Here is a 24,369-nt window from a genome sequence, read left to right on the forward strand (position 1 = left end):
GTCCCTAGACCCGGCTTGCCGCCAATCCTAGATGGAAAGGACGATGACCGGCCTGCCGCTGCCCGAACTGAACGACCGCATGCGCTCGATCTTCGGGCTGGTGGTGGAAGCCTATCTGGACCGCGGCCAGCCGGTCGGGTCGAAGGCGCTGGCGGGGAGCGTCAACCTGTCCTCGGCCTCGATCCGGTCCGTCATGCAGGAATTGGAGGAGCGCGGGCTGCTCACCCACCCGCACACGTCGGCGGGACGGATCCCGACCGAGACGGGTCTCCGCCTGTTCGTCGACGGGATCATGCAGACGCACCTGCCGGGCGCGCGTGAGCGGGCGGCGATCGAAGCCGAGATCCGCGGCGGCAACCGCCCGGTCGAGGAGCGACTGGCGGCGGCGACGGCGGCCCTGTCCGGCCTGTCCGCCTGCGCCGGGGTGATCGTCGCCCCCAAGCGCGAGCTGCGGCTGCGCCAGCTCGGCTTCGTCATGCTCTCGCCCGGGCAGGCGCTGGCGGTGCTGGTCGGTGCCGACGGGAGCGTCGAGAACCGCGTCGTGGCATTGCCGCCCGGAACCAGCGCGGCGGGACTCGCCGAGGTCGCCAACTACGTCAGCGCGACGCTCGCCGGACTCACGCTCGGAGAGGCCGAAGCGCGGCTCCGGCAGGAGATCCGCGAAAGGCGCGAGGCGATCGACACGGTGGCGGCGGAGCTGGTCGCGGCCGGGCTGGTGGCGTGGGGGCAGGACAATGCCCGCCGCCCGGTGCTGATCGTTCGGGGTCAGGCCAACCTCGTCGACGAGCATGCGGCGGCCGATCTCGAGCGGGTCCGAAGCCTGCTCGACGAGCTGGAGGATCGGCAGGAGATCGTCCGGCTGCTGGAGGGTGCGCAGGAAGGCGAGGGCTGCCGGATCTTCATCGGTTCCGAGAACCGGATGTTCGCTTTGTCGGGCTCCAGCGTGATCGCCGCGCCCTATCGCGGGAGCGAAGGGCAGGTGCTTGGCGTTGTCGGGGTGATCGGGCCCACGCGGTTGAACTATGCGCGCGTGGTCCCCATGGTGGATTTTACTGCGCAAGCACTGACGAGATTGATGGGATGATGGACGAACAAGACCTGCACCAGGAAGCCGACAATATCCGCAACGTGACGGCCGATGTCGCGCCCGAACTGCAGGAGCATGACCGCGTGGCCGAGCTCGAGAAGCAGCTTGAGGAGGCGAACAGCAAGGCGCTCTACGCAGCCGCCGAGATGCAGAACGTCCGCCGCCGCCTGGAGAAGGAGAAGCTCGACGCGGCGGCCTACGCCAACACCGGCTTTGCGCGTGACCTGCTGGCGGTGCGCGACCATCTCGAGCGCGCGCTCGGGCATGTGCCGGAGAGCACTGACCAGAACGTCACCAACTTCGTGTCGGGCATCCAGGCCACCCTCCGCGAGCTGGACAGCGTCTTCTCGCGACATGGAATCAGCCGGATCGAGGCGCGCGGCCTGCCGCTCGATCCCAACCGCCACCAGGCGATGATGGAGGTGCCGAGCGACCAGCACGAAGCCGGCACGATCATCGACGAAATGCAGTCCGGCTACATGTTGAAGGAGCGGTTGCTGCGCCCGTCGCTGGTCGGCGTGGCACGCAAGCCCTGACCCGAAACGGGATCTCGGGCGGCGCCAAGCTGGCAAAAGCGCCGCCCGCGCCTTACATTACGGGCGAACAGACGTGAGGACGGGCGGCCCTGTGTCCCTGATCGATTATCTCGACAGCGTGAAGGCGCGGGATCCCGCTGCCCGCAACCGCTGGGAAATCCTGCTCTATCCCGGCGTGTGGGCACTCGGCCTGCACCGGGTCGGCCACTGGCTGTACGTCGGGCGGCTCTATTTCCTTGCTCGGCTGGTCAACCATGTCTCGCGCTTCCTGACGTCGATTGACATCCACCCGGGGGCGCGGATCGGCCGCAACTTCTTCATCGACCATGGCTTCACGGTGATCGGCGAGACGGCGGAGATCGGCGACGACGTCACCATCTACCAGAACGTCACGCTGGGCGGGACCAATCCCTCGACGGGGGTTGCCGGCAAGCGCCACCCGACGCTGCGCGACGGGGTCGTGATCGGTTCGGGCGCGCAGGTGCTGGGACCGATCGACGTCGGCGCGGGTGCCAAGGTCGGCGCCAACGCCGTCGTCACCAAGGACGTCCAGCCCGGCGCGACGATGGTCGGCATCCCGGCCAAGCCGGTCCCAGTCGACACGGTCCACTACAGCCCCGGCTTCGTCCCCTACGGGACGCTGTGCGGCGAGGACTGCGACCCCGTCCGGGCGCGGATCGTCGAGCTGGAGGGCGAGATCGAGGCACTGCGCCGCGAGGTCGCCGCGCTTCGGACCCACCCGCCAGCGCCGGTCGTTGCCGTCGCCGGGCCGCAGGTGAAGAGCGCTTGAGCGTCGTCACGCCGTTTCCGCATCCGCGGGACCGGCGCTCCATTACCGCCTTCGACCGGGCCGAGCTGCAGCGGATCCTCGATCTCTACGGCCGGATGGTCGCGGCCGGGCACTGGCGCGACTATGCGATGGATTTCTCCACCGACGTCGCGAGCTTCGCTGCCTTCCGCCGCGCGGCCGAGCGCCCCGAGATCCGGATCGAGAAGCGTCCCGCGCTGCGCCAGAAGCAGGGCGCCTGGGCGCTGATCAGCGAGCATGGCGCGGTGCTGAAGCGGGGTCACGAACTGCAGCCGGTACTCGCCCCGCTCGAAAGGCGCCTGCTCCGGTTGATCGAAGAGTAGGGCAGGGCCCGCCGCCGCTGGCGCGGCGGGGCTCCGCGTTTTCAGGCCGCCGCGGCCGCTGCCTCGTGCCGCTGCACCAGCGGCAGGTAGGCCCGCAGGTTGCCTGGCAGCGGCGCCACGATCGCCGCCCGCGCCTGCTGCCAGAAGGCCGACAGGAGGAGCAGCGCCGAGCCGATGATCAGCGTGGGCAGCGCGACGCTGAGCTCGGGCGAGACGATCCGGGTCATCGCGTACAGAACGTAGGCGAGTGCCGAGACCAGCAGCGCACGGCGGTCGACCGCCAGCGCGACGACGCCCAGCAGCACGTAGAGCAGGACCACGGTTGCGGCACCCCCGGCGCTGGTCGCGCCATGGTTGAGCCCGAGCAGCGCGAAGATCGGGTGGACGATCATCGGCGCGGCGAGCAGGTGGAGCCAGAAGGCGACGTCGCTTCGCCGGGTGACCCGCGCAGGATCGCTGCCGTCCCAGCGCATGGCGAGGAAGAAGACGGCGAGGCCGAGCAGCAGGACGAAGCCGAGGATCAGGTCCATCGCGTTCGGCTGCTTGCCGATCGCCGAGAAGAGCAGGGAGACAGCGATGACCGACACCGCCGCGGCGCCCGCCGCGATGGTGATCGGGACCCGGAAGCGGCGCCAGTGCAGCCAGGCGCCCAGCGCGGCAATGCCTGCCGCGGTCGCGGCGACCAGCCCGGAGAGCATGGCATCATTGTCGAAGCTGTTGGGTCCGATGGCGATAACCAGGCTCGCCCCGACGGCCTCGAACAGCCCGCCGACGAAGGCGATGAGAAGGATGATCGAGGGTAGCGCCATCCGCCGCCGGGCCGTGAAGAAGAGCGCCAGGCCCCAGCTCGCCGCCGCGATCAGCGCGCCGGAAAGGGGCGACGGGCCATCGGTCGGAATGCGCGGCCCAAACTCAGTCCCGAGCCAAGCCAGCGAAAAGAGCAGGATCAGCGAGGCAATGCTGACAAAGATGTCGTTGAAGCCAGTGAGAAGGCGAAAATCCTCCTCGTCGGCCAGCGGCAGCCGCCGTTGCAGCTCTACGTGCGAACGAAAAGAGGCGGCGGCCTCGGCGCTTAGCGCGCCGGCGGCCACCGCCTCGTCGAGATCATTCTGACTGTACATGGCGGCTCCTCCTGTCAGGGAAGGAGCCTACCATGCTGTATTATACAGTCAATACAGTCTTATCGACACCGATAGCGGCTGTTCTTGCGGTCGATGTGACGACCGAGGAGGCCACCCGCCGCGGCGCCGAGAATGGTGGTGGTAGTGCCACCCAGCGCGCTGCCGACGAGGGCGCCGCCGCCTGCGCCAAGCAGGAGCCCGGTGGTGCCGTTGCCGCGCTTGCAGCGATAGCGGCCATCCTGATCGCGCCACACGCGACCCTGGTAGTAGCCGTTGTTGTAGTTCTGGGCGCCAGCAACGGTCGGCAGCATGACCGAGGTGGCCGGAAGCGCCATCGAGGTGGCGGCGAGCGCCATGACCATCTTGCGCATATGAAGTCTCCCTTGAAAGTTTCGTTCGCAGAGAGGAACGGTTCGGCTCGACGCCGGGTTGCATGAACCTAAAACAACGTTTCCGGCCATTGCGAGGGAGCCCGGCGAATCTGCAATCTCTACTCCATGACCGCGACGGTGGAAGCGATGCGCAGTGTGATCGGCGCGTTTGATGGCGATACCGCCAACCTTCCACCGTTCGACGAGATCTACCCGGGCAAGCTCGCCCCGGTGCTGTTCCGCCCCGAGCCGGGCAAGCTCAAGCTCGAGTTGATGGAGTGGGGCTTTCCCGGGCCACAGGCCGCAAAGGGACGGTCGGTCACCAACGTCCGCAACCTGGAAAGCCCGTTCTGGCGCAACGCGCTGGTCAACCCGGTGCGGCGCTGCGTGGTGCCGGTGACCCGCTTCTGCGAGTGGACCGAGCAGCCCGATCCGGAGACTAAGCGCAAGGCCAAGGTGTGGTTCGGGCTGCACGAGGAGGACGAGCCGTGGTTCGCCTTCCCGGGCATCTGGCGGCCCGGCCCCGAGCGGCCGTTCATGGCCTTCCTGACCTGCGCCGCGAACAGCGTGGTGGGGGAAATCCATCCCAAGGCGATGCCGGTGATGCTTCGGCCCGGGCAGATCGCCGAGTGGCTCGACAATGACCATGCCAGCGCGTGCGCGCTGGCCCAGCCTTTCGCCGACGCGGAGATGCGCCGGCTGGTCTGAACTGCAAGGAGGAAGAATGGCGAAGGAAAAGGACAAGCCGGCCAAGAAGAAGGGCGGCAAGAGGGCCAAGAAGGCGTCGGCCACGGCCGCGCCGCAGGGCCAGGACCTCGGCAACAAGGCGCTCGATACGCTCGAGAAGATCATCGAGAACCCGATCGTCTCCGAGCTGGTAGCGGCGGGCGCGATGGCGGCGATCGCCGCGGTCGCCGCGTCGGGCAAGCTCGACCCCAAGGAGCTGGCCTCGAAGGACGCGCTCAAGGCGGCCGGCAAGGCGGCGGCGGCTGCGGTCGGCGCGCGGCTGGTCCAGCAGCTCGGCGGCGAGCCGGCCAAGCCGGCGGACAAGCTGCCGAAGAAGGCCTAGCCGCGGCGGAGCAGGGTCAGGCGGGCGGCGCCGGTGTCGCGCTCGGCGTCGAGCGCGAGCCCGGCCGGCTCGACCGGCTCGCCACGGGCGGTTTCGATCGCCAGCCATCCGCCGCCCGCCAGCCAGCCGGCACCCAGCACCGAGCGCACCACGGCGCTGCCGCTGCCGACGCTGTAGGGCGGATCGGCGAGAACCAGGTCGAACGGCGCCGACGCGGGGAGCGCCTGCGCCGAGCCGGGGCGGAGCTGCGCGCGGGCGATCGCGCCGAGCGCCTCGAGATTGGCGCGGATCGCTCGCAGTGCCTCGCGGTCCTGCTCGACGAAGCAGGCGAAGGCGGCCCCGCGTGACAGCGCTTCGAGCCCCAGCGCGCCGCTGCCGGCGAAGAGATCGGCAACGCGCAAGCCGTCGAACGAGCCGAGCCGGCTCGCGAGCATGGAGAAGAGCGTCTCGCGGGTGCGGTCGGCGGTCGGCCGTGTCGCTTCCCCCGTGGGCGCGACGAGGCGCCGGCCCCGCCACTCGCCGGCGATGATCCTCACTTCAGGCCCGACTTGAAGCGGAACAGCGTCTCGCGCTCGACCTCGTCGGCGTCGCCGGGAGCGAGGCCATCGAGCAGGAAGGGACCATAAGCGGTGCGGATCAGGCGGGAGACCTGCAGCCCGAGATGCGCGAGGACTCGGCGGACCTCGCGGTTCTTGCCCTCGGTCAGGCTCATCTCGACCCAGCAGTTGCGCCCGGTCCGTCGTTCCAGATTGGCGTCGATGCTGCCGTAGCGGACGCCTTCGATCTCGACGCCTTCGCTGAGCTCCTCGAGCTGGGCCTGGGTGACGTCACCGAAGGCGCGGGCGCGATAGTGGCGGACGACCCCGCTGCTCGGCAGCTCGAGCTTGCGCTTGAGTTCCCCGTCGTTGGTGAGCAGCAGCAGTCCCTCGGTCATGAAGTCGAGCCGGCCGACCGGCATGAGGCGGGGAAGGCCGGGCGGGAGCCGGTCGTAGATCGTAGGACGGCCCTTGGGATCGCGCGCCGCGGTAAGCGAGCCCGGCGGCTTGTAGAAGCGAAACAGGCGGCTGCGCTCGGCCGCCTTGACCGGCTGGCCGTCGACCGTCACGCCCCTGAGATCAGTGAGCAGGGTGGCGGGCTTGGTGACCTTCTCGCCGTTGAGGCCGATACGGCCGTCCTCGATCATCCGCTCGATGTCGCGGCGTGACGCGACGCCGGCGCGGGCGAGCAGCTTGGCGATCCGCTGCGGTCCGCTGTCCCGCGGCTGGGGCGGGCCGGCGTGCGCCGTTCGCCTTGACGGCACCGCTTTGCGGCTGGATCGTTCCGGGGGCACGTAATTTCCTCAAAGTCGGGGGTCTAATGCTGTTCGGCAAGCGCAAGCGGATCGTCAAGCGCATCCTCATCGTCGAGGACGAGCCGCTCGTCGCCTTCGACAACGAAAGCATGTTGAGCGACGCAGGCTACGACGTGGTCGCGACCGTCGACCGCGTCTCTGCGGCGCTCGAGCACATGAGCCCGGGTGGGGTCGACCTCGTGCTGACCGACGTCAAGCTGGCCGGCGCGCGGAGCGGGCTCGATCTCGCCGAGGAGGCGCGTCGCCTCAACATCCCGGTGCTGCTGGTGACGGCGCACGTGCCGCCGGGCGCGAGCGATCTCGCGCTCGCGGCGCTCAAGAAGCCGTACAACGAGCGTGGGCTCAAGTCGGCGCTGGAGGCGATCGAGGACCATCTCCAGGGGCGCAAGAAGAAGCTCCCGAAGGGGCTGGTCATCTACGCCGAAGAGGAATGAGCGGGCCCGCTCCCGACGAAAAGGTCACTTCCGCGCCATAAATCGGACCAGCCGTTCATCGGCGGGCTAGGCACGACCGGCCAGCCAGCTAAACCTTCGTCCGAGGCAAGGGAGGGCAAGGTGGCGAACGAACGGCCGAAAGGGTGGAAGCTGCTCAGGGCGGCGCTGCGGACGCGCAAGTCGGCGACGATGCTGGCGTTCGGCTTCTCCTCCGGCCTGCCGTTCGCGCTGCTGATCGGGACGCTCAACGCCTGGCTGGGCGACGCCAAGATCAATCTGGCAACGATCGGGGTGCTGTCGTGGATCGGGCTGACCTACAGCTTCAAGTTCCTGTGGTCGCCGCTGGTCGACCGGGTCGAGCTGCCCGGGATCTGGCGCTTCGGACGGCGCAAGAGCTGGATCATGCTCTGCCAGGCGGTGCTGATCCTCAGCTTCGCGCTGCTGGCGATGACCAATCCCGCCACCAGCATCGGCTGGTTCGCCATCTTCGCGGTGATGGGCAGCCTCGCCTCGGCGACGCAGGACATCGCGGTCGACGCGTGGCGGATCGACGTCGCCGACGAGGATGCGCCGGTCGAGCTGCTTAGCGCCATCTACCAGTTCGGCTACCGCATCGCCTCCATCGTCGGGGGCGCCTTCGCGCTGTTCCTCGCGGCGCGGATGAGCTGGGGCGTGGTCTATGCGATCATGGCCGCCTTCGTGCTCGTCATGCTGTTCGTCGCCGCCCAGGCGCCCGATACGGAGCGGCCGCCGCGCGGCCTCCTCAACGAGGCGCTCGAGCAGCCGGGCGAGCTCAACCCGCGGGTCCGGCTGGCGGCGCTCGCGATCGTCACGGTCAGCTGGGTGTGGGCGATCGCCACCATCGCCAGCTTCATGGCCTCGATGCTGACCGTCGCGCCGGGCGCCAAGCCGCCCTCGGTGGCCGACTTCACCCGGCTGGTCGGCCCCTGGATCATCGCCGCCACGGTGCTGGTCCCGTTGATCGTCGCCGCCACCACCAATTGGATGCGAGCGCACGGCAAGGGCGTTCAGGCCGAGCACGGCGACGCCTCGGGCAGCGGCCGGACGGCGCTCAACCACATGTACGGGGCGCTGGTCTCGCCGCTTGCCGAGCTGTCGGGCCGCCTCGGCTGGGGCGTCCTCATCATCATCGGCTTCATCCTGACCTATGCGCTCTGCTACAATATCTGGTCGAGCTTCGCCTTCCCCTTCTATCTCGACTATCTGAAGTACACGAAGGACGAGGTCGCCTTCGCCTCGAAGATCTTCGGGATCATCATGACGATGATCGGGATCAGCTTCGGCGGCTATCTGTTCGGCAAGATCGGCAAGTTCCCGACCGTGCTGATCGGCGCCGCGGTGACCCCGTTCGGCAACCTCGTCTATGCCGACCTCGCGGACGGCGGGCCGACGATCGACGTGGTGGCGCGGGTAACCGGGCTGACCGCGCTCGGCGCGCTGCTCGGCACCGACGAGCGGATGGTCCGGCTGCTGATGGCCATCAGCTACGAGAATATCGCCACCGGCATCGCGCTGACCGCCTTTGTCGCCTACCTGTCGGGAATCGTCTCCAAGAAGTTCACGGCCGTCCAATATGCGCTGCTGTCGTCGCTGACCTTCCTCGTCGGCTCGCTCGGACGCGGCGTCGCGGGCGAGGCGTTCGACAGCTATGGCTATGCCATTGTCTTCCGCTGGACCGCGGCCGCTGGGCTGATCGCGGTCGCCTTCGTGCTGATGGAATGGGCTCGGGTCACCGCTAAAGAGCGGCGCGAGCGGGCGCGCCCGGCGGACACCGGCGCGCGGGCCACCGAGGCGCTGGCGGAGAGCGGTGAGCCGGCGCGCTAATCGGGGAACTCGCCGTTGGCGGCGAGCACTTCCCCGGCGAGGTAGAGCGACCCGAAGATGAGGATTCGCGCTCCGGACGTCGTCCGGGCGAGTGCATCCGGCAGCGTGGCTGCGGGCTCGGCGGCGAAGCCGAGGTGCTGCGCCATGGCCGCCAGTTCCCCGGCCGGGCGGCTGTCGTGACCGGGGATGGTCAGCGTCCAGACTTGGCTCGCCAGGCCCCGGAAGGGCGCGAGGACGCCGCGCGCATCCTTGGTGCGCAGACTGGCGAAGAGAAGTTCGAGCGGACGGCCGTCGGAGAACCGGCGACGGAGCTCGGACACGATCGCGCGGCTGGCGGCCGGGTTGTGCCCGCCATCGAGCCACAGCTCGCGCCCGGGTGCGCCACGCGCCAGCGGTCCGTCACCGAGGCGCTGCATGCGCGCCGGCCAGCGGGCCCCCGCCATCGCTGTCGTGAACGCGTAGTCGTCGACCGGCAGCACGTGCTGGTGGCGGAGCATGGCGAGCGCGAGCGCGGCGTTCAGCGCCTGGTGGCGTCCGGGCAGGCTGGGAGGCGGGAAGGTCAGCGTGCCGCGATCGTCCCGGTAGCGCAGCCGGCCACGGTCGGCGGCGACGTCCCACGCGGGGCCGCGGGGCCGCCAGTCGGCACCGGCGGTGATGGCGACGGCTTGGACCCGCTCGGCAGCGGCAGCGGGATAGCGCTGGGTCACCAGCGGCACGCCGCGCCGCGCGATTCCGGCCTTCTCGCCGGCGATGTCGGCCAGGCTCTTGCCGAGCCACGCCTGGTGATCGAGCCCGAGGCTGGCGATGCCGGTGACCAGCGGGCGCTCGACGACGTTGGTGGCGTCGAGCCGGCCGCCCAGCCCGACCTCGAGGATGGTGGCGTCGGCCGGTGTCTCGGCAAAGGCGAGGAAGGCGACGGCCACTGCAGCCTCGAAGAAGCTGGGGGCCAGCCCGACTTCCTCGGCGGTGTCGATCACCCGGGCGAGCAGCTTTTCCAGCGTCGCGTCGTCGATCAGCCGCCCGGCGACCCGGATCCGCTCGTTGAAGCGGACGAGGTGCGGACTGGTGAAGACATGGACCCGCCGTCCCGACGCCTCGAGCGCGGCGCGGAGGAAGGCGCAAGTCGAGCCCTTGCCGTTGGTCCCGGCGACGTGGAACACGGGCGGCAGCCGGTCCTGCGGGCGCCCGAGCCGGTCGAGCAGCGCGCGCACCGTCGCCAGCCCGATCTCGCCGCCGCCCGGCATGGCCAGCCGGTCGAGCTGGAATTGAACTCCCGCGTGGGTCGAGGTGGCGAAATCCATCAGCGCACCCGACCGGCGCGGCCGGTCAGCAGCTGCTGGGCGTGCTCCGGTCGAGACGGAAGGCCAGGCCGACGAACCCGACCGGCCTGATGACGACCGCGACGAACTCGGCAGGAGGGCTGCCGGCCGTGGCGGGGTTGCGGACGTTGTGCGACCGGTAGGCTCCCTCGATGAACGACTGGCCGGCCGAATAGACGTGTGACGTGCAAAGTGCATCATCATACCATTCGATCGAACCCTGGGTCACCGTCACGAACACCGGCGACGGATGCGCGTGCCAGCCGGTGGAGCCCTGCGGCTGGATGGTGATCCGGTCGACCCCGACGTCGGTGTCGTCGAGGGTCTTGAGGATCATTCCCCAATGCCCGGTCTTGTCGTCCGCCGTGTTGACGCTGAGCGTCCCGAAGTGGCCGTTGGCGATCGGCGCCGGCGCCACTCCGGACGGGGGCGTGGCCCAGGCGGGAGCGTTGACGAGCGCCGCGGCGATCAGGGACGTGGCGAGACGGAGATGAAAGGTCATGGCAAGCCTCCCTCGTGAAGGAAAGGCCACAAGCCGCCGCCACCCCGGGCCCGGCGGCGCTGCAACATGCCCTCCGACCCTTTTCTGGGGCAATAATCCCGGTTTACTAGACCTCGGTCAGCTTGGTCTCGCAGCAACCAGTGCCGGTGTCAGGCCGCCTGCTTCTGCGGCGACAGATAGGCGATCAGCTTGCCGAGCGTCTCGCGCAGATTGCTTCGCGGAACGACCATGTCGATCATCCCGTGCTCGAGCAGATATTCGGCGCGCTGGAAGCCGTCGGGGAGCTTCTCGCGGATGGTCTGCTCGATGACCCTGGCGCCGGCGAAGCCGATGAGCGCGCCCGGCTCGGCGATCTGGACGTCGCCGAGCATCGCATAGCTGGCGGTAACTCCGCCGGTGGTCGGGTCGGTGAGGACGACGATGTAGGGTAGCCCGGCCTCCCGCAACTCGGCCAGGGCGACCGTGGTCCGCGGCATCTGCATCAGGCTGAGGATGCCCTCCTGCATGCGCGCTCCGCCCGCCGCGGTGAAGATGATGTAAGGGCAGCCCTCGGCGACCGCGGTCTCCACCCCTTTGAGGAACGCGGCGCCGACTGCGATCCCCATCGACCCGCCCATGAAGGCGAAGTCCTGGACCCCGACGACCGCCTTGCCGCCGTCGATCAGGCCCTTGGCATTGAGCAGCGCGTCCTTCTCCCCGGTCGCGGTCCGCGCCGCCTTGATCCGATCGGTGTAGCGCTTGGTGTCCTTGAACTTCAGCGGGTCCTCGCGGACGGTCGGCGCGGCAATCGGCTCGAAGCGGCCGTCGTCGAACAGCTGGGCAAAGCGGTCGGCCGGTCCGATCCGGTCGTGGTGGTTGCACCGCGGACAGACCTTTAGGTTGTCCTCCCACTCCTTGGTGAAGACCATCGAACCGCACTTGCCGCACTTGTGCCAAAGATTGTCGGCGGTCTGGCGCTTGGGGAGAAAGGGAATCCCGTTGCGGACCCGGCTGAGCCAGCTCATCGCGAACCTCTACTTGTATCGAAACCGGCCGGGCGACTGCCTGAAGCCCGCGCGAATGTCCACTAGAGCGCCGCGACGATCCGGCGCGCCGCCGCGGCCGGGTCCGGCGCCGCGGTGATCGGGCGGCCGATCACCAGCACGCTGGCGCCGCCCTCGAGCGCCTCGATCGGGCTGACCACCCGCTTCTGGTCGCTGAGGTCGCTGCCTTCGGGACGTATCCCCGGCACCACGAAGAAACCGCCGGGCCACCGGTCGCGCGCGGTGCCGACCTCCTCGCCCGAGCAGACGATCCCGTCCACTCCGGCGGCATGGGCGAGCGCGGCGAGCCGCTCGACCTGCTTGGCCGGCGCGTCCTCGACCCCAGCCTCGGCGAGGTCGCCGGCGTCGAGGCTGGTCAGCACGGTCACGGCGACGACCTTGGTGCTGAGCGGCGCCGCGGCCTTGGCAGCGGCGAGCATGGCCCGCCCGCCGGCAGCGTGGACGGTGAGGATGGCGGGCTCGAGCGGGGCGAGCGCCGCGACCGCCTTGCCGACCGTGTTGGGGATGTCGTGGAGCTTGAGGTCGAGGAAGATCGGCAGGCCGAGCCCGGCGATCTCGGCGACTCCCGCCGGCCCGTTCGCGCCGAAGAATTCCAGCCCGAGCTTGGCTCCGCCGACGATCCCGGCGAGCCCCGTCGCGAGCTCGCGGGCGCGGCCGAGGTCAGGCGTGTCGATCGCGACGAAGACCGGGTTCACGGCGCCGGCTCCTCGACCGGCAGGGGTTCGGCCGCGGGCGTCGCCAGCCGGTTGCGCTCGGACGAATCTAGCCGCCGCGCGAGCGTCCAGATCCGCGCGCGCTGGACGAGCCAGGTGGGCAGCAGGCCCAGCAGGAACACGAGCAGGAGCAGGACCGGCAGCTTGATGTCGGCTTCCAGATTCCCCCACAGCGCGATCGCCACATCGTGCCAGTTGCGCATCGCGAAGATCGTCAAGCAGACCGCAAGCAGGACCCAGAACAGGGTCTTCAGGAACCGCATGGCTCGCCCTCCCGTTGAGGGCTCTTAGGGCAGCCGCCGGGACTTGCCTAGAAGGCGCCGTTCGTCGCTGGACCGCCTCCATCCGGCGCAGCCTCCCTCTGTGACCCGTTGAGAAGGAACGAGCAGCCCGCCACGAGTTCTGGCGGGGAGGAGAGTTCAACTGGAACGTCAGTATCTTGCCGGGCTCGGCGCCTTTGCGGCGCTGGCCGCGGTCGCCGCCATGGCCATGCCCTGGCACAAGCAGCAGCCTACCGAGGCCGTTCTCGCCAAGACGCCCGCCGCGCATCTCAAGCTGGCCAAGATCAGCACGGCCGCCCGCCGCGACGTCAACTATGCGCAGCTCGACGAGCGGCTGAAGCGGCTCATGGGCGCGCCCTCGATGGTCGGGCTCGCGGTCGGGGTGGTCGAGAATGGTCGCATCACCTTCCTCTCGGGCTACGGCGAGACGGTGAAGGGCTCGGGCGACCGCGTGACGCCCGACACGGTCTTCCGTTGGGCGAGCTGCTCCAAGGGTGTCGCCGCGACGATGGTCGCCAAGCTGGCCGAGCAGGGCAAGATCGACCTCAACGCGCCGGTCGCCAACTATGCGCCGGACCTGAAGCTGCCGGCCGGGAACGAGTATAAGGCCACGGTCGGCGACCTCCTGTCGCACCGGCTCGGGCTGTACCGCAATGCGTTCGACAACAAGCTGGAGGAGGGGCAGGACCCGAGCTTCCTGCGGTCGAGCCTGGTGACCCTCAACGCTACCTGCCAGCCGGGGACCTGCTGGTCGTACCAGAACATCGCCTATGACGCGTCGAGCGAGATGGTCGTCCGGGCAATGAAGATGTCCTACGAGGACTCGGTCCGGCAGCTGCTGTTCAACCCAATCGGCATGTCGAGCGGCAGTGCATCGCTCGCCTCGCTCGAGGCGAACAAGAGCTGGGCGCGGCCGCACAACGCCGGGCGCAAGCCGCTGCCGCTGGTCGATACCTACTACAAGGTGCCCGCCGCGGGCGGGATCAACAGCGACATCAAGGACATGGCGCTGTGGATGATCGCGCAGGCCGGCGGCATGCCCGACGTCCTCGATCCCCGGCTGCTGGCGACGATCCACGGCCGCTACGTGCAGACGCCGACCGAGCGCGCCCGGATGCGCAAGTTCCTCGAGCGGCTGGGCGGCGCGTGGTACGGCTATGGCTGGCGCAGCTACGACTATGCCGGGCACACGATCGTCGGCCATCGGGGCGGGATCCGCGGCTACCGCAGCTTCATCCTGTTCGACCCGCAGCTCAAGAGCGGGGTCGTCGCGCTGTGGAACAGCGACACGTGGAAGCCCGGCGGGCTCGAGTTCGAGGTGATGGACATGATCTATCGCCTACCGTTCCGCGACTGGCTGGAGATCGACGGCGGCCATGGCCAGCGTGCGGTCGAGGCGCCAGAGGACGAGAGCGACGACGGCACCGCGTCGGGGCCGAACGTCGCCACGCTGCGGACCGGCGCGCGCCGGGGCTGACGCCAACCCGTCGGGGTCGGCCCCCGCCCGCCGAGGCTGTCCGAACCGCTCGCCCGATTGCGCCCACTGCCGGAACTTTGCCCCGCGCGCGTCGCTTGGCTGGCGAAGGAGAACCACCATGGCGCAGGACGCGGTCACGCTGCTGAAGGACGACCATCGCAAGGTCGAGGACCTGTTCAAGGAATATCAGGACGCCAAGGGCGACGGGCGCAAGGAGAAGCTCGCGCGCCAGATTTGCCTCGAGCTGATCGTCCACACCAAGCTGGAGGAGGAGATCTTTTATCCGGCCTGCGAGGGCAAGGTCGAGGAAGCGGACCTCAAGGAGGCCTTCGTCGAGCATGACGCGGCCAAGCTGATGATCGCCGAGATCGAGAAGGGCGAGCCGTCGGACGACTTCTACGACGCCAAGGTCAAGGTGCTGCAGGAAGAGATCGAGCACCACGTCAAGGAAGAGGAGCAGTGGCTTTCGGGGATTTTCTCGCAGGCCAAGCGGCACGGCGTCGACATGGATGCGCTGGGCGAGCAGATCGCCGCGCGCAAGGCGGAGCTGATGGCCGAGTTGGGCAAGGAGAAGAACCTGCCGCAGCCCGAGCTGACGACGATGAGCGGTCCGCAGAGCTGAACATCGCCGGATAGAGAAAAGGGCTGCGCGGTACCGTCCGCGCAGCCCTTGCTCATGTCCGGGCCGGGTCCGGCCTCAGTTCTGCCCGGCGGAGGCGACGCGGGCGGGCAGGGCGACGTCCTTGCCGTAGGGATCGGGCATGTAGGCGAAGCCCTTCGGATCCGGCTGCGCGGTCAGGTAGGTGACGTAGATCGGCACTCCCTGCGGAAGTTGGACATGCTGCTCCGGCTCCGGGCCCGAGGCGGACAGGTCGCGGCCCGACAGCCACTTGCCGAGCCGGCGCGCGTCCTCGAGCCGGATGCAGCCATTGGAAATGTCGCGCTTGGCCTGGGTGAACGGCACCTTGTTCGGCGTGTCGTGGAGGTAGATGCCCCAGCTGTTGTTGAAGGGGAATTTCATCTTGCCCATCGAGTTCTGCAGGCTCGGTTTCTCGCGGACATGGACCTTGGCCTTGCCGTCGAATACCGCCTGCCAGTCGATCGAGGTCGGGTCCACCGCCGGGGCGTCGGGATCGAAGCCGGTCAGCACCTCATAGCCGTGCAGCTTGAGATAGGGCGGGCCCATCTTGAGCATGTTCTTGGCGATGAGCGAGGAGGCGAGATTATCCGGCACGTGCCAGTAGGGGTTGAGGGTCGCGTACCACAGGCGGCTGACCATCATCGGCGTCGGCGTCTCGAGCTTGCCGACGACGACCTTCATTGAATCGACGACATTGCCGTCCTGGACCATCATCAGCCGGGCCGAGGGCACGTCGACGATGACCGCCTTGCCGGCAGCGGGAAGCATGCGGGCGCGATCCATCGAGCCCATCACCCGCGGGTCGGGCGTGCCACCGGCGCGCAGGGCCGCGTCGCGCAGCGCCGAATAGAAGGGGTTCACCGCGCTGACCCGCGCGACATGGTCGCGAAGGCTCGGCGCAGCAGCCGCCTGGCCGAGGAGCTGCGCGGCGGTCAGCACCCGCGGGCGGAGCAGCGGGTCGGCATATTCGATCCCCTCGACCGGGCGCTGGAGCAGCTGGGCATAGGCGACCCAGGCGGTCGAGAGCGCACGGTCGGCCTGGCGCACCGCGGCGGGATCGCCGCTGCCGGCGGCGGCCATCGCGGCCTCGGCGTTGGCGGCGAGCGCCGGACCGGCGGCGAGCCCCTCGACCGGCGCGCGCTTCAGCGCGGCAAGCAGGTCGGGGATGGCGGCGCGGCTGGCATCGCTGCCGAGCCACAGCGGGCGGTTCTGGTTGATCTGGTAGAAGGCGTCGATCCCGGCCGTGTCGGCGGGCGAGAGCAGCGCCGGGGCCGACATCGGCATCTGCGCGGTCGCCACGGACGACAGGCCGGCCAATGCCGCCGCCGAGCCGAGCAGGATTTTCGTGAGACCTTTCATGAACGCGCCCCTTTTGACCACCTGATGCCTTGAGCGTCGGAATCTAACCCTCGCCGAGTCCGCTGCCTAGGTGCTGGAGTTAACCAGCCGAGTCGGAATCCAGCATGAACGGCCGGGTGTTGCGCCAGGGACTCACCCTGGGCTGCTGAAGCGTGCGAACTACCCGATCATGACCGTGTCGAACCCGTTCCTCGACCGCGAAAGGTCCCAATGGTCACATGGTCGGCGGCCATCGGACGGACGTGCCTCCGCCCACTCGATCCTCGCACCATGCCCCGGGGCCGCCAAACGGCTTTACCGGAGCGTGGCCGTGTAGGACAGTGGGCGGCCGGTCACCCCGCGCTGACGAAGCTGTCGAGGACGCGCTTGCGGCCGGCGTGCTCGAAATCGATCTCCAGCTTGTTGCCCTCGATCCCAGCGATGGTGCCGTAGCCGAACTTGCCGTGGAACACGCGCTGGCCGAGCGCGAGATCGTCGCGGCCCTTGTTGCCGAGGCTGATCGCGCTGGCGCGGGCCTCGATGACCCGCTGCGGCTGGGGATTGAAGTTGCCGCTGGAGGCGGCGCGTTGCCAGCCGGGGCCGCGGGTGGTGGCGCGGTGGGAGGCACCCGAGGCGAGATGGGCGAAGGGGTCGCCGCGCTCGCTCCACTGCGCGCGCCACAGACTTTCGCCGCCGGTCATCGTCGTCTCCTCGTCGATATGCTCCTTGGGGAGCTCGGCGACGAAGCGGCTGGGGATGGAGCTGGTCCACTGACCGTAGATGCGGCGGTTGGCGGCATGGAAGATGGTCGCGCGCTTGCGGGCGCGGGTGATCGCGACATAGGCGAGGCGGCGCTCCTCCTCGAGGCTGGCGAGCCCGCCTTCGTCCAGCGCGCGCTGCGAGGGGAACACGCCTTCCTCCCAGCCGGCGAGATAGACCACCGGGAACTCGAGCCCCTTGGCGGCGTGAATGGTCATCACCGTGACCTTCTCCCCCGACTTGTCGGCGTCATTGTCCATGACCAGGCTGACATGCTCGAGGAAGGCGGAGAGGCTCTCATACTCCTCCATCGCCCGGGCGAGCTCGGCGAGGTTCTCGAGCCGGCCGGCGCTCTCGGCCGAGCGGTCGGCCTGGAGCATGGCGGTGTAGCCCGATTCCTCGAGGATCAGGCGGGCGAGCTCGGCATGTGGCGCGGCGCGGGCCTGGGCGCCGAGCTGCGGGTGCGGGGCCCGGTCGTCGGACGGGGTGGCGCGCGACAGCATCTCGCGCCAGCGGGCGACATCGCCGACGAAGCGGCCGAGCGAGCGGCGCGCCTGCGGGGTGAGCTCGTCGCTGTCGAGCATTTGCGCCGCGGCCAGCAGCAGCGGCTGGCCCTGCGCCCGGGCGAGGCGATGGATGGTGGCGATCGCCTTGTCACCGAGCCCGCGCTTGGGCGTGTTGACAATCCGCTCGAAGGCGAGGTCGTCGGCGGGCGACTGGACGAGGCGGAGATAGGCGAGCGCGTCGCGGATTTCGGCGCGCTCGTAGAAGCGGAACCCGCCGACGATCTGGTAGGGCAGCCCGACCGAGATGAACCGCTCCTCGAACTCGCGGGTCTGGAACTGGGCGCGGACGAGGATCGCCGTGTCGTTGAACGAACCGCCGTCGCGCTGCCAGCTCTCGATTTCGTCGCCGACGCGGCGGGCTTCCTCCGGCCCGTCCCACACGCCAATCACCCGCACCTTCTCGCCGACGTCGGTCTCGGTCCACAGCGTCTTGCCGAGGCGGCCGCTGTTGTTGGCGATGAGGCCGGAAGCGGCGCCGAGGATGTGCGGGGTGGAGCGGTAGTTCTGCTCGAGCCGGACCACGGTGGCGCCGGGGAAGTCCTTCTCGAAGCGGAGGATGTTGGCGACCTCGGCCCCGCGCCACGAGTAGATCGACTGGTCGTCGTCGCCGACGCAGCAAAGGTTGCGGCGCGGCTCGGCGAGCAGCTTCAGCCAGTCGTACTGCGAGGCGTTGGTGTCCTGATACTCGTCGACCAGGATGTAGCGGAACCGCTCGCGATAGGTCTCCAGCACGTCGGGCTGGGTGCGGAAGATGGTCAGCATGTGTAGCAGCAGGTCGCCGAAGTCGCAGGCGTTCAGCGCCTTCAGCCGGTCCTGGTACTGCTGGTAGAACTCGCCGCCGCGGCCGTTAGCGAAGGCCTCGCTCTCGCCCGCGTCGATGTCCTTCGGGATCCAGCCGCGGTTCTTCCAGCGGTCGATCAGGCCCGAGAGTTGCCGCGCGGGCCAGCGCTTCTCGTCGAGGTTGGCGGCGACGATCAGCTGCTTGAGCAGCCTGAGCTGATCGTCGGTGTCGAGGATGGTGAAGTTCGACTGGAGGCCGACCAGCTCGGCATGGCTGCGCAGCATCCGCGCGGCGACCGAGTGGAAGGTGCCGAGCCACGGCATGCCCTCGACCGCGCCGCCGGTGATGTGCGCGATCCGCTCCTTCATCTCGCGCGCCGCCTTGTTGGTGAAGGTGACGGCGAGGATCTGGCTCGGCCAGGCGCGGCGGGTGGCCATCAGGTGGGCGAGCCGAGCGGTCAGCGCGGCGGTCTTGCCGGTGCCGGCGCCGGCCAGCACCAGCACCGGACCCTCGGTGGTCAGGACGGCGAGTCGCTGCGGTTCGTTCAGGCCGCCGAGATAGGCGGGCTCGGGGCTGGGCAGTTCGGATTCGGACACGGGATCGAGGTAGGACCGGCGGAACGAAACGGCAACCGCGGGCGAGTGGCGCCGAAGCGGTTCGGTTATGCGCCATTTCCCCGTTTTCCACAGGCCCGCAGATGGCGAATCCACTTGGGCGACTCGGGGGTGGAGGCGCATACAGAATGGGTGATCGGGGATGAAGCCCCGGCCGGGTCGCAAAACGAACCGGCAGGTAGACGGAAGACCCGATCTCCGCCGGCAGGCGAAAGAGACAAGCCCCTGGGGCAGCGGCCTTTTCTCACGAGAAGGTCTCCCAGCGAAGAGGTCTCGATCCAGTGCCGGTTAGAGGCGCCGGAAGAGACGATTTTCTTCCTCCGTCGACGAGTTCCGGAGCCCGCAGGGGTGGCCGGAAGGAAGCGGCAGAGGGGAGCGTCCCAAGAAGGGCCGCACGAACATCGGCGGTGGCCTGTCCGCGAGGACAGGGGATCCCGCGAGGAACGGCAAGGCCGGGCGCTCTTCGGAGCGACTGGGCAGCCGGACCGGACGGCGGGGTGGGCCAGGAACGAGCAAGGAAGCGGTCCGCAAGGACGGCGACCCGCTCCGACCGGGTCGGCGAACCGAGCCCGCACGGGTCTCTGGAGCGCCGGTCACAAGGCTCGAAGCGCTTCTCCCAGGGAAGCGGCCACGATGGGAGGCGACGCCTGAGCTGGTGCGCCAGGATCGAGGACAAGGACATGGTGTTCCCCAAGAGCGCCGGGTCCGGACGATCGAACACCGGCAAATCCACGTCTCGGCGCAGTGGGGGCTGGCAGCAATGCCGGCCCCCATTTCTGTATGCGGGCCGTCCGGTTGACGCGCTCGGGGATCAGGCGGACAGTTGCGCCATGTCTCGTGCGTGAGGGAGTCGCGTCATGCCTCCTGTTCGACTGGCAATCCTCGCTCTGTTTCTCGTCTTCGGATCCGCGGCCGCCGCGCAGCGACCGGGACAGCTGATCGCCAGCGAGCCGGTTTCCGCAGCCCCTGCCGGGATGCGGGCGTGGCGCCTTCGCTACTGGACCCGCGACGGCGAGGGCCGCCCGGCCGCGGCGAGCGCAATGCTGGTTGCGCCGACCGGTGCCGCCCGGGCGCCACGTCCGCTGCTTGCCTGGACCCACGGCACCTGGGGCGTTGTCAGCCGCTGCGCGCCATCGCTCAGCCCCAACTTCTGGATCGTGACCGCCGGGCTCGACGCCGTCCGGCGCGGCTATGTCGTCGTGGCGCCCGACTATCCGGGGCTCAACGGCCCGGGCGTGCATCCCTTCCTCAGCGGTACCGACACCGCGCGCTCGGTTCTCGATTCCGTGCGTGCCGCGATCGCGGTGCCGGCGGCGGGCGCGGGGCGGCGCTTTGCGGTCTGGGGCGAGTCGCAAGGCGGCCACGCCGCGCTGTGGACCGCACAGGAGGTGCGCTCCTATGCCCCCGAGTTGACCCTGCTCGGTGCCGCGGCCGCCGCTCCGCCGACCGACCTCGTCGCCAACCTGCGCGAGACTAGGAACAAGGCCGTGCGGACCTTCTTCCTTGCGTACATCGGCTACAGCTGGTCGCACCGCTACGGAGCACCGCTGGCAACCTTCGGATCGCGCCAGGACCAGGTCATCCTGAGCCGGCTAGCGCGCAACAACTGCATCGAGCTGAACAGTCGGCCGCGGCTCGGGACGATCCTCGGGATCGGCGTGCTGCAGCGGCGCTGGAGCCGCCTCGATCTCGGCACGGTCGAACCATGGGCTGGACTGGCGCGCACCAACAGCCCCGCCCTGCGCTCGCCCGGCGTGCCGCTGCTGATCGCGCAGAACGCGGACGATGACCTGGTCGCTCCGGCAGTCACCCGCCGCTTCGCCCGGGCGCAGTGTCGGGCCGGGTCGGCGGTCAAGTGGATCGACATCGCCGGCAAGGGACATGCGACCAGCGCGAAGGACAGCAGCGCCGCGACGCTTGCGTGGCTCGACCGGCGGTTCGCCGGGCAACCTACCGAGACCAGTTGCGGGCGGTTCTAAGCGGCCGCCTTATTCGACGACGATGCCGGCCTTCATCCCGAGCGCGTCGTGCCCGAAGTGGCTGCAGTGGACCTTGTAGGTGCCCGGACGGGGGATCAGGGTAACGGTCTTGCGCTCGCCCGCCTTGAGCTCGATCGCGCCGCCCGGGGCGCTCCCGTCGACGATCTGCGCATTGGCGAAGAAGGTGCGGGCGACGAAGTTGTGGCTCTTGCCCGAGGCGTTGACGAAGATGAGCTCGGTCCGGGCGCCCCCGACCAGCTGGATGGGGTTGGGCTGATATTTGTAGCTGCTGAGGGTGACGGTGACCGCCTGGATCGCGGCCGTGGCGGGGACGGCGGCGATGGACAGGGTGGAGACGGCGGCGGCAGCGACGAGAAGGGGGTGGCGCATGGGGCTCTCCTGACCGGAGAATAACCCGTGGCCACCCCGCTTGTTGCGGGTCGGGGCGCGCCGCCGGCCGGCGCGCGCCCCGCCCGGCTCAGACCTCGAGACCGTGCTTGAGGTCGCTGATCTGGTCGTGGCCCTGACGGACCGACTGGTAGGCGCGCTCGATGATCGAGCGGCTCTCCGGAGCCAGCTCGGTGGCGTTCAGCGCCGCTTCGAACTTCTCCTTGAGATAGTCCTCGCCGCGCTCGACCTCGTTGACGATCGCCTTGTCGTTGCGCCCGGTGATCGCCGACTTGAGGTCGAGGAACACCTGGTGGGTCTTACCGAGGAAGCTTCCGTTCTCGGGCGGGGTGCCGCCGAGGCGGCGGATCTCGGCGCCGAGCTCGCCGGCGACTTCGCTGCGGTCACGCGCGAACTTGTCGAAGACCTGCTTGAGGCGGCTGTCCTGCGCATGCTCGGCTGCCTCGCGGTAGCCGTTGATGCTGTCCTGCAGGGTCGAGGTCAGGGTTTCGAGCGTGCCGGTATCGTGATCGGCCATGACGTTTCTCCAAAATAAGGGTGTTTGAAGCGGACAACGCGGCTCGCCTGCTCGCGCTCCGCAAAAAATCGTGGCAGCCTGCGCGTCGGCCGCCCGGCGCGGACGGCAAAGGGGGGTTGTATGCGTAGGTTGACGACGGCGCTGCTCGGCGCTGCCCTGATGATCCCGCAGGCGGCGGCGGCCGAACCGCTCCAGCCGACTGCCAGGTGGAATGTCGACATATCCGAGGCCCAGTGTGTCGCCACGCGGCCTTACGGCGCCGCGTCGACGGCGCTGACACTCGGGGTCAAGCAGCCGGCGCTCGGTGGGATTGTTCAGTTGATTTTCGCCAGTCCTCACGCGTCGACGGCGCCTTTTGCGATCGAGACCGGAGCGCTTCTCAGCTTCGACGAGGATCCACCGATCAAGATCGATCTGCTCTTCTACGATGTCCTGAAAGCCGGCAAGCGCATCTTGCTGGCGAACATACCGCGCCACTTGCTCGAGGAGCATGCGGGGGCGAGGCTGATGACCATCCATTCGAAAGGATTGATTGAACAGCAGTTCGCGCTGTCTGACACGGGGCCGCTGCTCAAAGTGCTGGGCGACTGCGGGGTAGATCTTCGGCACTACTGGAACATCGAGGACGACGCGGAACAGAAGTTCCCGCTGCTCAAGGAAGACAAGCAACCGGGCAAAGCTCACCACGCCACGGCTGACCTGTCGAACGTCCTGCAAGCCAGTGACTACCCGGGACAGGCGGCGTTGCGTGGACAGGCCGGGACGGTCCGGCTGGCGCTACTGGTCGACGACGGCGGCAGTGTGGCCGATTGCACGGTCATCGAGACGAGCGGTGTGGCGGTCCTTGATGCGCAAGGTTGTCAGGCCATGCGCAACCGTGCTCGCTTCGAGCCAGCAGCAGACGCCACCGGCAAGCCTCGCCGAGACGGAGTGCTGGTGAGGATCCGATGGGAAATGCCCAGTGACTAGGAAGTGACGCCCGGCAGGTGCGCGGCGACCGGGGCCCAGGCACCCGTCGCGAGGAAGGTCAGGCGGACGGCGTGCATCATGATCGCCAGGCTGATCCCGAGCCGGGTCGCCGGGTGCAGCTTGCCCAAAGTCCGGCGGTCCCACAGGATCAGCGGCACGAAGCAGGCGATCGACAGGAAGTTCAGGACCGCGAAGCCGCCGAGGACGGGTGGGACGATCGGCAGGCGGCCGATCGCCGGATCCATGAACAGCAGCCCCGCGCAGAGCATCGCGCGCTTGTGCCAGGCGGCCTGGCGGCGCCAGGTCCAGCCTTCGAAGAGGAGGATGGCGTACGGCGGGATGAGCGCCAGCGGGACGATCGTCCAGTCGAGCGCGGTGGTGAACGGCGGTTGGTTGGCGCGCGCGACCTGCCACACACCGACCAGGTACATCAGCGGCAGCATCGCCAGTGCGAGGATGAAGCTGGTCACCCCGAGCTTCATGTGAATGTCGCGGCGGCCGGCGGCGACCAGCTGGGTCTGGGCCACGAAGGCCAGCATCCACAGGCTGAACAGGACGCCGTGGAGCATGACGGCGGGCGGCAGGGTGGGATTGGGCCGCGGCGAGAAGACATAGCCCCGCAGGTAGAAGCTCGGCGCGAAGCCGATGAACACCATTACCAGCATGAACAAGGCCATGCGTGAGTAGAACTTGCGCTCGGCCGATGTCCGATCCGCCGAAGACGTCGCGATGGTCGCCATGGTCCAGCCCCCTGAAACCCCGAAGGCGGCCGGATACTCCCATTCCGGTGATTTTCAAAGTGGGCGGGCTGATCCGCCCGGGGCGGTCAGGCGCCGAGGCCGGTCCGCTCCAGGACGCGCGCGACAGGCTCCTCCGCGGCGACCCGGCGGCGGAACTCGGCGAGCGCCGGCCAGCGAACGAGATCGATCCCGAACTGGTCGGTCCAGCGCAGGATCACGTAGAGATAATAGTCGCAGATGCGGGCGTGCGCGCCGGTCAGGAACGGCCCCGCGCCGCCGAGCGCCGCTTCGACATAGTCGAACTTCTTGGCGATCAGCGCCTTGGTGGCATCTTTCAACTCGTCGCTGGCCGCGGGGTTGAAGAGCGGCCCGAACCCCTTGTGGAGCTCGGTCGTGACATAGTTGGTCCACTCCAGCACCCGGTAGCGCTCCAGCCCCGACAGCGGCAGCAGCGCGGCGCTCCCCGACTTGTCGGCGATGTAGACGAGGCAGGTCATGTTCTCGGTCAACACCTCGTCCTCGTCGACGCGCAGGGCCGGGACGGCACCCTTCGGGTTGACGGTCAGATAGTCGAGGCCGGACTCGAGCCGCTTGGCGCGGAGGTCGACAAGGACCGTGCTGTAGTCGAGCCCCGAGGCCTCGAGCGCGATGTGGGTCGCGGTGCTGCACGCACCCGGGGTCGTATAGAGAATCAGCATGGGGCCCTCCGTGGTCTTGCGGTCAACGACGCGGGCTCCGGCTTGTTTCGCCGCGCCGCGGCTCTACTGTCCGGGCGAGA

Annotated in this window: 27 protein-coding genes; 12 read left to right on the plus strand and 15 right to left on the minus strand. The window is 68.9% G+C overall.

Annotated features, from left to right (window positions below; genetic code table 11):
* Positions 1–43: 43 nt before the first annotated feature.
* From hrcA to HMF7854_RS08550, 4 genes are all read left to right on the plus strand, one after another.
* Positions 44–1,084: a heat-inducible transcriptional repressor HrcA gene (gene hrcA / locus HMF7854_RS08535; RefSeq protein WP_126720139.1), complete on the plus strand. Its 1,041-nt coding sequence runs from the start codon at positions 44–46 to the stop codon at positions 1,082–1,084.
* Entirely contained in the window at positions 1,084–1,623 is a 540-nt protein-coding gene (gene grpE / locus HMF7854_RS08540) for a nucleotide exchange factor GrpE (protein WP_126720140.1), read from the plus strand. Before hrcA ends, grpE begins: the two co-directional genes overlap by 1 nt.
* Before the next feature lie 91 nt (positions 1,624–1,714).
* Positions 1,715–2,413 (plus strand): serine O-acetyltransferase, encoded by a 699-nt coding sequence (cysE, locus tag HMF7854_RS08545; RefSeq protein ID WP_126718716.1) that lies wholly within the window; start codon positions 1,715–1,717, stop codon positions 2,411–2,413.
* A complete protein-coding gene (locus HMF7854_RS08550; protein WP_126718717.1) occupies positions 2,410–2,754 on the plus strand; it encodes a DUF2794 domain-containing protein in 345 nt (114 codons plus the stop codon). The genes cysE and HMF7854_RS08550 overlap by 4 nt, the downstream gene beginning before the upstream one ends.
* A gap of 41 nt (positions 2,755–2,795) precedes the next feature.
* Here HMF7854_RS08550 and HMF7854_RS08555 read toward each other — a convergent pair whose 3' ends face one another.
* Together HMF7854_RS08555 and HMF7854_RS08560 are read right to left on the minus strand one after the other, a co-directional pair.
* On the minus strand, positions 2,796–3,875 hold the full coding sequence (locus HMF7854_RS08555; protein WP_126718718.1) for a hypothetical protein: 1,080 nt from the start codon (positions 3,873–3,875) through the stop codon (positions 2,796–2,798).
* A 59-nt stretch (positions 3,876–3,934) separates the two neighbouring features.
* Complete coding sequence (locus tag HMF7854_RS08560) at positions 3,935–4,246, minus strand: glycine zipper domain-containing protein (protein WP_126718719.1); 312 nt, start codon at positions 4,244–4,246, stop codon at positions 3,935–3,937.
* Positions 4,247–4,354: 108 nt separating this feature from the next.
* Here HMF7854_RS08560 and HMF7854_RS08565 point away from each other — a divergent pair, with 108 nt between their 5' ends.
* Together HMF7854_RS08565 and HMF7854_RS15750 are read left to right on the plus strand one after the other, a co-directional pair.
* Positions 4,355–4,954, plus strand: coding sequence for an SOS response-associated peptidase (locus tag HMF7854_RS08565; protein ID WP_126718720.1), 600 nt, complete (start codon positions 4,355–4,357; stop codon positions 4,952–4,954).
* 16 nt (positions 4,955–4,970) lie between these two features.
* Positions 4,971–5,315: a hypothetical protein gene (locus HMF7854_RS15750; RefSeq protein WP_185829213.1), complete on the plus strand. Its 345-nt coding sequence runs from the start codon at positions 4,971–4,973 to the stop codon at positions 5,313–5,315.
* Here HMF7854_RS15750 and rsmD read toward each other — a convergent pair.
* Positions 5,312–5,851 (minus strand): 16S rRNA (guanine(966)-N(2))-methyltransferase RsmD, encoded by a 540-nt coding sequence (gene rsmD / locus HMF7854_RS08575; protein ID WP_126718722.1) that lies wholly within the window; start codon positions 5,849–5,851, stop codon positions 5,312–5,314. The two genes, HMF7854_RS15750 and rsmD, sit on opposite strands and share 4 nt — an antisense overlap.
* Entirely contained in the window at positions 5,848–6,615 is a 768-nt protein-coding gene (locus HMF7854_RS08580; RefSeq protein WP_239016911.1) for a pseudouridine synthase, read from the minus strand. Before HMF7854_RS08580 ends, rsmD begins: the two co-directional genes overlap by 4 nt.
* A gap of 56 nt (positions 6,616–6,671) precedes the next feature.
* Between HMF7854_RS08580 and HMF7854_RS08585 the strand changes: the two genes are divergently transcribed.
* Together HMF7854_RS08585 and HMF7854_RS08590 are read left to right on the plus strand one after the other, a co-directional pair.
* The gene (locus HMF7854_RS08585; RefSeq protein WP_126718723.1) at positions 6,672–7,100 is read left to right on the plus strand and encodes a response regulator; all 429 of its coding nucleotides are present in this window, start codon (positions 6,672–6,674) and stop codon (positions 7,098–7,100) included.
* 120 nt (positions 7,101–7,220) lie between these two features.
* Positions 7,221–8,945, plus strand: coding sequence for an AmpG family muropeptide MFS transporter (locus tag HMF7854_RS08590; protein WP_239016912.1), 1,725 nt, complete (start codon positions 7,221–7,223; stop codon positions 8,943–8,945).
* Here the strand turns inward: HMF7854_RS08590 and HMF7854_RS08595 are convergent.
* From HMF7854_RS08595 to HMF7854_RS08615, 5 genes are all read right to left on the minus strand, one after another.
* The gene (locus HMF7854_RS08595) at positions 8,942–10,249 is read right to left on the minus strand and encodes a bifunctional folylpolyglutamate synthase/dihydrofolate synthase (RefSeq protein WP_420822374.1); all 1,308 of its coding nucleotides are present in this window, start codon (positions 10,247–10,249) and stop codon (positions 8,942–8,944) included. The two genes, HMF7854_RS08590 and HMF7854_RS08595, sit on opposite strands and share 4 nt — an antisense overlap.
* A gap of 22 nt (positions 10,250–10,271) precedes the next feature.
* Positions 10,272–10,766, minus strand: coding sequence for a cupin domain-containing protein (locus HMF7854_RS08600; RefSeq protein WP_126718725.1), 495 nt, complete (start codon positions 10,764–10,766; stop codon positions 10,272–10,274).
* Between the two features lie 149 nt (positions 10,767–10,915).
* Positions 10,916–11,770: an acetyl-CoA carboxylase, carboxyltransferase subunit beta gene (gene accD / locus HMF7854_RS08605; protein WP_126718726.1), complete on the minus strand. Its 855-nt coding sequence runs from the start codon at positions 11,768–11,770 to the stop codon at positions 10,916–10,918.
* A 62-nt stretch (positions 11,771–11,832) separates the two neighbouring features.
* Positions 11,833–12,504 carry an orotidine-5'-phosphate decarboxylase gene (gene pyrF, locus HMF7854_RS08610; protein WP_126718727.1) on the minus strand — a complete coding sequence of 224 codons (672 nt, stop codon included), beginning with the start codon at positions 12,502–12,504 and terminating at the stop codon, positions 11,833–11,835.
* The gene (locus HMF7854_RS08615; protein WP_126718728.1) at positions 12,501–12,785 is read right to left on the minus strand and encodes a hypothetical protein; all 285 of its coding nucleotides are present in this window, start codon (positions 12,783–12,785) and stop codon (positions 12,501–12,503) included. Before HMF7854_RS08615 ends, pyrF begins: the two co-directional genes overlap by 4 nt.
* Before the next feature lie 220 nt (positions 12,786–13,005).
* Between HMF7854_RS08615 and HMF7854_RS08620 the strand changes: the two genes are divergently transcribed.
* Both HMF7854_RS08620 and HMF7854_RS08625 read left to right on the plus strand, forming a co-directional pair.
* Entirely contained in the window at positions 13,006–14,280 is a 1,275-nt protein-coding gene (locus HMF7854_RS08620; RefSeq protein WP_126718729.1) for a serine hydrolase domain-containing protein, read from the plus strand.
* 118 nt (positions 14,281–14,398) lie between these two features.
* Positions 14,399–14,902 (plus strand): hemerythrin domain-containing protein, encoded by a 504-nt coding sequence (locus HMF7854_RS08625; protein WP_126718730.1) that lies wholly within the window; start codon positions 14,399–14,401, stop codon positions 14,900–14,902.
* Between the two features lie 75 nt (positions 14,903–14,977).
* Here the strand turns inward: HMF7854_RS08625 and HMF7854_RS08630 are convergent, their stop codons facing one another.
* Complete coding sequence (locus HMF7854_RS08630; RefSeq protein WP_126718731.1) at positions 14,978–16,279, minus strand: L,D-transpeptidase family protein; 1,302 nt, start codon at positions 16,277–16,279, stop codon at positions 14,978–14,980.
* Positions 16,280–16,611: 332 nt separating this feature from the next.
* Positions 16,612–18,960 (minus strand): ATP-dependent helicase, encoded by a 2,349-nt coding sequence (locus tag HMF7854_RS08635; protein ID WP_239016913.1) that lies wholly within the window; start codon positions 18,958–18,960, stop codon positions 16,612–16,614.
* An 875-nt stretch (positions 18,961–19,835) separates the two neighbouring features.
* Here HMF7854_RS08635 and HMF7854_RS08640 point away from each other — a divergent pair.
* Positions 19,836–20,957, plus strand: a complete 1,122-nt coding sequence (locus HMF7854_RS08640) for an alpha/beta fold hydrolase (protein WP_126718733.1) — start codon at positions 19,836–19,838, stop codon at positions 20,955–20,957.
* Positions 20,958–20,966: 9 nt separating this feature from the next.
* Here HMF7854_RS08640 and HMF7854_RS08645 read toward each other — a convergent pair whose 3' ends face one another.
* A complete protein-coding gene (locus HMF7854_RS08645) occupies positions 20,967–21,347 on the minus strand; it encodes a cupredoxin domain-containing protein (RefSeq protein WP_126718734.1) in 381 nt (126 codons plus the stop codon).
* An 88-nt stretch (positions 21,348–21,435) separates the two neighbouring features.
* Positions 21,436–21,882 (minus strand): ferritin-like domain-containing protein, encoded by a 447-nt coding sequence (locus tag HMF7854_RS15755; protein ID WP_185829214.1) that lies wholly within the window; start codon positions 21,880–21,882, stop codon positions 21,436–21,438.
* 120 nt (positions 21,883–22,002) lie between these two features.
* On the opposite strand from HMF7854_RS15755, the gene HMF7854_RS08655 reads away from it, so the two are divergent.
* Positions 22,003–22,851, plus strand: coding sequence for an energy transducer TonB (locus tag HMF7854_RS08655; RefSeq protein WP_126720142.1), 849 nt, complete (start codon positions 22,003–22,005; stop codon positions 22,849–22,851).
* Here the strand turns inward: HMF7854_RS08655 and HMF7854_RS08660 are convergent.
* Both HMF7854_RS08660 and HMF7854_RS08665 read right to left on the minus strand, forming a co-directional pair.
* Positions 22,848–23,591 carry a hypothetical protein gene (locus HMF7854_RS08660; protein WP_126718736.1) on the minus strand — a complete coding sequence of 248 codons (744 nt, stop codon included), beginning with the start codon at positions 23,589–23,591 and terminating at the stop codon, positions 22,848–22,850. The genes HMF7854_RS08655 and HMF7854_RS08660 overlap by 4 nt on opposite strands.
* Positions 23,592–23,677: 86 nt before the next feature.
* The gene (locus tag HMF7854_RS08665; RefSeq protein WP_221766423.1) at positions 23,678–24,289 is read right to left on the minus strand and encodes a glutathione binding-like protein; all 612 of its coding nucleotides are present in this window, start codon (positions 24,287–24,289) and stop codon (positions 23,678–23,680) included.
* Positions 24,290–24,369 lie beyond the last annotated feature (80 nt).

Origin of the sequence: Sphingomonas ginkgonis (genome assembly GCF_003970925.1) — a bacterium.
GTDB lineage: Bacteria > Pseudomonadota > Alphaproteobacteria > Sphingomonadales > Sphingomonadaceae > Sphingomicrobium > Sphingomicrobium ginkgonis.